This is a genomic window from Variovorax sp. 20P10.2.4 (genome assembly GCF_058244205.1).
The window spans coordinates 1-6,031 of record NZ_JBZAYE010000455.1 but is presented as its reverse complement, the minus strand read 5'-3'; the positions used below and the strand labels follow the sequence as shown (position 1 = coordinate 6,031).

Below are 6,031 nucleotides of genomic sequence, written 5' to 3'. Positions count from 1 at the left end.
CGCGCGCCGCTCGATGTTGGCGCGCACCGCCTCGACCTGGTTCGGGCTGCCGATCAGCGCCTGCTGCTCCACCGACTCGGCGATCAAGAGCTCGGCCGCGCTGTGTGCCAGCGAGGCATTGAGCAGCCGCTTGCCGGCGCGGATCGCATCGGGGCTCTTGCCAGCGATCTCGTGCGCCATCGCGAGCGCCTCGGCCAGCGGATCGGCCGAAAGGCGCGTGGCGAAACCGAGCTGCAGCGCCTCCTCGCCCGAGAACACGCGGCCGGTGTAGGTGAGCTCGCGCACCACGTCGCTGCGCGCCAGCTCGCGCATCAGCACCATGCCGCCCATGTCGGGCACCAGGCCCCACTTGATCTCCATCACCGACAGCCTGGTGTCGGGCGCGACGATGCGGATGTCCGCGCCCAGCGCCACCTGCAGGCCACCGCCGAAGGCCACGCCGTGCACCGCGGCGATCACCGGCACCGGCACCTCGCGCCACACCATCGCGACCTGCTGCGCGGCGTTGGCCAGGCCGTGCGTACGCGCCACCAGCCCGGCGCCGCCGGCCGACTGGCCCAGCACCTCGCCGGCCGCGCCCTGCTCCATGCGCTGGAACGAGGCCATGTCCAGCCCCGCGCAGAAGGCCTTGCCGCGCCCGGCGATCACCACCGCGCGCACCGTGGCGTCGGCGCGCAACGATTCGCCGGCGGCGATCAACGCATCGAACATCGCGGGGTCGAGCGCGTTCATCTTGTCGGCGCGGTCCAGCTGCAGTTCCACCACGCCGTCGGGGTGGCGGATCGTTTCGATGCGTTCGGTCATACGGTGTGTCTCCTGGGGTCGTGGGCAAAGTATCGCGCGCCGCGGTGCTCGGCGATGATGGCGGCTGTCGCCGACCCAACACCCGCACCGCCGTCCATGTCCCTCGACCGCCGCCGCTTCCTGCAATCGGGCACCGCCGCCGTGGTGGCGCTGCTGGCCCAGCATCCTGCCGGGGCCACCAAGCCCACGCTGTCCGGCGAAGCTGGCGGAGCGCTGGGCTTCACGGCCGTGCCGGCCTCGCTGCGCGACGCGGTCGTGGTGCCGCCCGAGTACGAATGGCAGCTGCTCTACCCCTGGGGCACGCCCACCGGCATCGCGGGCCAGCCGATGCCCGCCTTCGCGCCCGACGGCGGCAACAGCGCGGCCGACCAGGCGCTGCAGGCCGGCATGCACCACGACGGCATGCACTTCTTTCCGCTCGCCACGCCCGGGCGCGCGCTGCTCGTGATGAACCACGAGTACACCGACGAGCAGTTGCTGCATGCCGACGGCGCGAAGGAATGGAATGCGCAGAAGGTGCGCAAGTCGCTGCATGCGATGGGCGTGTCGGTGATCGAGATCGCGCGCACGCCCGAGGACGGCTGGCGCCAGGTGCTGCCCTCGCCCTATGCCCGCCGCGTGCATGGCAACACGCCGATGCGCATTGCCGGCCCGGCCGCGGGTTCGCCGCGCCTGCGCACCGCGCTCGATCCCACCGGCACCGAGGTGCTCGGCACCTTCGCCAACTGCGCGATGGGCGTCACGCCCTGGGGCACCTATCTCACCTGCGAGGAAAACTTCCACGGCTACTTCGGCGGTCCGAAGGAGGCGGCCAAGGAGGCCACGCCCGCGCAGCGCCGCTACGGCACGGTGGCGGGCTCGCAGTGGGTCGAGTACTGGCGCTTCGACGAACGCTTCGACCTAAGCCGCCATCCCAACGAGCCGCACCGCTTCGGCTGGGTGGTCGAGATCGACCCCTTCGATCCCGCCTCGAAGCCCGTCAAGCGCACCGCGCTGGGCCGCAAGCGCCAGGAGAGCGCGACCTGCACCGTGACCAGGGACGGCCGCGTGGCGGTCTACATGGGCGACGACGCGCGCTTCGAATACATCTACAAGTACCTGAGCACCGACCGCATCGCGCCCGCCGGCGAGGGCTCGCGTGCGGCCGCCAACGCGCGGCTGCTCGACGAGGGCACGCTCTACGTCGCGCGCTTCGACGCCGACGGCCGCGGCCGCTGGATCGAGCTGGTGCACGGCCGCCACGGGCTCGATACCGCGGCCGGCTTCGCCGACCAGGCCGAGGTGCTGGTCCATGCGCGGCTCGCGGCCGACGTGGTGGGCGGCACGAAGATGGACCGCCCCGAGTGGATCGCGATCAGCCCCGGTGGCGAGGTCTACGTCACGCTCACCAACAACAGCCAGCGCGGCGACCTCGGCAAGCCCGGCCCCGATGCCTCGAACCCGCGCGCCGACAACCTGTTCGGCGGCATCCTGCGCTGGCGCGAGGACGACGGCGACGCGGCGAGCGCGGGCTTCGCCTGGGAGCATTTCGTGCTCGCGGGCGACACCGCGCAGCCCGGCAGCGGCGCGCGCTACCCGAGCGCCGATGCCGACCTGTTCGGCAGCCCCGATGGCCTGCACTTCGACAGCGGCGGCCTGCTGTGGATCCAGACCGACATGAGCGGCCAGCTGATCGGCAAGCCGCCCTACACCGCCCTGGGCAACAACCAGATGCTGGTGGCCGACCCGGCCACGGGCCGCATCAAGCGTTTCCTGACCGGACCCAGCGGCTGCGAGATCACGGGCTGCGTGGTCGCACCCGACCGCCGCGCGCTGTTCGTCAACGTCCAGCATCCGGGCGAGTCGCGCGACGACGGCAGCGCCACGCACAACAGCGCCTGGCCCGACGGCACCGCACCGGGCAGCGCGCGGCCGCGCTCGGCCACGCTGGTGATCCGGCGGCGCGACGGCGGCATCGTCGGTACCTAGAGGAGACCACCCATGAGCATCCGCATCGTTCGACTCGGCACGCCGCGCAGCCCCGGCGAGGGCCTGCGCGTGGGCACCGTGCGGCGCCCGCCGCGCGGCGTGCCCAAGAGCGAATTCGCGTCGCAGGACTGGTACGACGTCTGGTACCCGAACCTCGCGCCCTCGACCGAAACCATGAAGCTGGGCCAGGCCGCGCAGACGCCGGCCGAGTGGAATGTGTTCATGCGCAAGTACAAGGCCGAGATGGCCGAGACCGACGCGAGCCGCAGCCTCGACCTGCTCGCGGCGCTTTCGCACCAGACCGCGCTGGCCGTGGGCTGCTACTGCGAGGACGAGTCGCGCTGCCACCGCTCGCTGCTGCGCGACCTGCTGGCCGAGCGCGGCGCCGACATCGCGGCCTGATCAGAGCTGCGGCAACGCCGCGAACACCGGCAGGTCCTCGGCGCGCGCGGCATGGGCCGCGAGCGCCGGGCAACGCGCGGGCGCCACCAGCTCGGGCAGCATCAGCTGCGTGAACGACCAGGCCACGGCCGCCGAGACGGCGTCCTGCGTCAGCGCCGCTTCTTCGACGGTCCACGGCGCCACCGCCACCTCGCGCTCGAGTTCGTCATAGGCCGCCAGCAGTTGCCCCAGCACCCGGTCCACCCAGGGCTGGTGCAGCTTCTCGGCCGGGCGCAGCTTGCGCTCGTAGACGATCTGCACCGTCTTCTCGCAGGCCGCGAGCGCGAGCCCCGTGAGACGCAGCGCGCGCAGCCGCGCCATCGCCTCGGCCGGCCACAGGCTGCGGCCGGCGAGGAACTCGGCGTGCTCGACGATCAGGGTCGAATCCATCAGCACCGCGCCGTCGTCGAGCACCAGCGTCGGTGCCTTGACCACCGGGTTGATCGCGCGGAACTGCTCGAAGGTGCTGAACACCGAGAGCGAGCGGTGTTCGAAGGGAATGCCCAGCAGCCGCAGCGAGACGGCGGTGCGGCGCACATAGGGTGAGTCGAGCATGCCGACGAGTTGCATCGAGGGTTCCTCCTTCTTGTCTTGAACGAAGCCACGACCTTAGCGGTGCCTGCGCGCGCGGGCCACGGGCATTCATCGAAAATCGGCGCTCCCGGCCGATGGACCATCGGCGAACCCTTCCGCTCATCGCGCATGGACATCGACAAGAAAGACCGCCTGATCCTCGAAGCCCTGCAGGCCGACGCGCGCCAGAGCCTCGCGGCGCTGGGCAAGCGCATCGGCCTGTCGCAGCCGGCCATGAGCGAGCGCGTGCGCAAGCTCGAGGACGCGGGCGTGATCGAGGGCTACGGCGCGCGCGTCAACCTGCGCGCGCTCGGCGTGGGGCTGCAGGCCATCATCCGCATCGACACCACGCATGCGGGCATCGCGCGCTACCTGAAGCTGTTCGAGCAGATGCCCGAGGTGCTGAGCGCCGACCGCGTGACCGGCGAGGACTGCTTCATCGTGCGCTGCGCGATCGCCGAGCCGGCCGACCTCGAGCGCGTGGTGGACGCGCTCGCGGTCGACGGCGCGGTCACCACCTCGCTGGTGCTGTCGAGCCCCGTGAACAAGCACGTCACCGTGCACGCGGCGAAGCCGCCGAGAAAGTAGCGCGCAGGCTCAGCGCTGCGTCTTGTCCTTCTGGTTCTGCGCCTCGATGCGCTCGCGCGCGGCCAGCCAGTCGCCATCGCTCCACTGGCGCAGCTCGTAGAAGTTGCCGCCGTTGGCCAGCGCGTTGGCGCCGTCCATCATGATGCTCTGGCCCGTGAGCCAGTCGCACTGGCCCGGCGACATCAGGAAGGCCGCGAGGTTCTGCAGCTCGCTCATGCGGCCGGTGCGCGCCATCGGGCTCATCGCGATGGTGCGCGCGCCGGGCTCCTCGCCGGGGTTCAGGCGCTTGCTCATGCCCTCGGTCGGAATCTCGCCCGGGCCCACGGCATTGAGCCGCACGCCGTAGCGCGCCCACTCCACCGCGAGCGACTTGGTCATCACCTCGATGCCGGCCTTGCTCATCGCCGAGGGCACCACGTAGGGGCTGCCGTTGTCGACCCAGGTCACGATGATGCTCATCACGCTGCGGAAGGCATCGCCGGCCTTCCACTGGCCCGACTTGGCCTCGGCCACCCAGCGCTTGCCCACGGCCTGCGTGACGTAGAAGCTGCCGTGGAAGACGATGTTCGCGATCGCGTCGAAGGCGCGCGGCGAGAGGCTCTCGGTCGGCGAGACGAAGTTGCCGGCCGCGTTGTTCACCAGGCCGGTGAGGCCGCCGCTCTGCCAGAGGCTCTCGACCATCTCGTCGACGCTCTGGGCGACGCGGATGTCGACGCCGAAGGTGTCGATGCGCCGTTCGGGAAACTGCTGGCGCCACTCGGCCGCGGTCTCCTCGCAGACCGACTGGCGCCGGCCGCAGATCGCGATGTCGGCGCCCAGGCCGAGGAAGCGCTCGGCCATCGCGCGGCCGAGCCCGGTGCCGCCGCCGGTCACGAGGATGCGCTGGCCGCTCATGAGGGAAGGTTGGAACATGCGTCGTCTCCTGGAGGTTTGCCTGACGGCGGCCATGCTACGCGTGGCGGGCGCCGCGCGCATCGGGGGCCGGGTCGCGGGCGCGACGCGGGGCTGGGGCGAGAATGGCGCCATGCCCGACGCCATCGACGCCCCCATCGACGCCTCCTCGCAGCCGCTCGCCGGCGTGCGCATCCTGAGCCTCGCGCTCAACCTGCCCGGCCCGGCCGCGCTGCTGCGCTGCCGTCGCATGGGCGCCGATTGCCTGAAGCTCGAACCGCCCGCAGGCGACCCGATGGCGCTCTACAACAAGCCTGCCTATGCCGCGCTGCACGAGGGCATCGCCATCGAGACGGCCGACCTCAAGAGCGAGGCCGGCCAGCGCACGCTGCACGAGGCGCTCGCGCGCACCGACGTGCTGCTGACCTCGTTCCGTCCCTCGGCGCTGGCCAAGCTCGGCCTGGACTGGAAGGCGCTGCATGCGCGCCATCCGGCGCTGTCGCAGGTGGCGATCGTCGGCGCCCACGGCGAGCGCGCCGAGGAGCCGGGCCACGACCTGACCTACCTCGCCGAGAGCGGCCTGGTCACCGGCACCGAGTTGCCGGCCACGCTGTTCGCCGACATGGGCGGCGCGCTGCTCGCGAGCGAGGCGGTGCTCAAGGCGCTGCTGCTGCGTTCGCGCGGCGCCACGGCCGGGGGCGTGTATCTCGAGGTCGCGCTCAATGTCTCGGCCGACTGGCTCGCGCTGCCGCGCACCTGGGGCCTG

At 71.7% G+C, this 6,031-nt stretch carries 7 protein-coding genes; 4 read left to right on the top strand and 3 right to left on the bottom strand.

Annotated elements, in window-relative coordinates; genetic code table 11:
• Positions 1–804: crotonase/enoyl-CoA hydratase family protein (locus AC27VN_RS30030; protein WP_490878913.1), on the bottom strand; the 804-nt coding region annotated here is incomplete at its 3' end.
• 96 nt (positions 805–900) lie between these two features.
• Between AC27VN_RS30030 and AC27VN_RS30025 the strand changes: the two genes are divergently transcribed.
• On the top strand, positions 901–2,772 hold the full coding sequence (locus AC27VN_RS30025; protein WP_490878912.1) for a PhoX family protein: 1,872 nt from the start codon (positions 901–903) through the stop codon (positions 2,770–2,772).
• Between the two features lie 12 nt (positions 2,773–2,784).
• Positions 2,785–3,174 (top strand): DUF488 domain-containing protein, encoded by a 390-nt coding sequence (locus AC27VN_RS30020; RefSeq protein WP_490878911.1) that lies wholly within the window; start codon positions 2,785–2,787, stop codon positions 3,172–3,174.
• Here AC27VN_RS30020 and AC27VN_RS30015 read toward each other — a convergent pair whose 3' ends face one another.
• Positions 3,175–3,783, bottom strand: a complete 609-nt coding sequence (locus tag AC27VN_RS30015) for a glutathione S-transferase family protein (protein WP_490878910.1) — start codon at positions 3,781–3,783, stop codon at positions 3,175–3,177.
• 132 nt (positions 3,784–3,915) lie between these two features.
• Here AC27VN_RS30015 and AC27VN_RS30010 point away from each other — a divergent pair, with 132 nt between their 5' ends.
• Complete coding sequence (locus tag AC27VN_RS30010) at positions 3,916–4,374, top strand: Lrp/AsnC family transcriptional regulator (RefSeq protein WP_057594273.1); 459 nt, start codon at positions 3,916–3,918, stop codon at positions 4,372–4,374.
• Between the two features lie 9 nt (positions 4,375–4,383).
• Here the strand turns inward: AC27VN_RS30010 and AC27VN_RS30005 are convergent, their stop codons facing one another.
• Entirely contained in the window at positions 4,384–5,286 is a 903-nt protein-coding gene (locus AC27VN_RS30005; protein WP_057594274.1) for an SDR family oxidoreductase, read from the bottom strand.
• A 112-nt stretch (positions 5,287–5,398) separates the two neighbouring features.
• Between AC27VN_RS30005 and AC27VN_RS30000 the strand changes: the two genes are divergently transcribed.
• Positions 5,399–6,031 (top strand): CoA transferase (locus tag AC27VN_RS30000; protein WP_490878909.1); only part of this gene is annotated, 633 nt, incomplete at its 3' end.

Bases quoted from the DNA above. Each gene is read 5' to 3' on its own strand.
- AC27VN_RS30015 (WP_490878910.1), bottom strand. From the start codon at position 3,783: ATGCAACTCGTCGGCATGCTCGACTCACCCTATGTGCGCCGCACCGCC.
- AC27VN_RS30005 (WP_057594274.1), bottom strand. From the start codon at position 5,286: ATGTTCCAACCTTCCCTCATGAGCGGCCAGCGCATCCTCGTGACCGGC.
- AC27VN_RS30025 (WP_490878912.1), top strand. From the start codon at position 901: ATGTCCCTCGACCGCCGCCGCTTCCTGCAATCGGGCACCGCCGCCGTG.
- AC27VN_RS30010 (WP_057594273.1), top strand. From the start codon at position 3,916: ATGGACATCGACAAGAAAGACCGCCTGATCCTCGAAGCCCTGCAGGCC.
- AC27VN_RS30020 (WP_490878911.1), top strand. From the start codon at position 2,785: ATGAGCATCCGCATCGTTCGACTCGGCACGCCGCGCAGCCCCGGCGAG.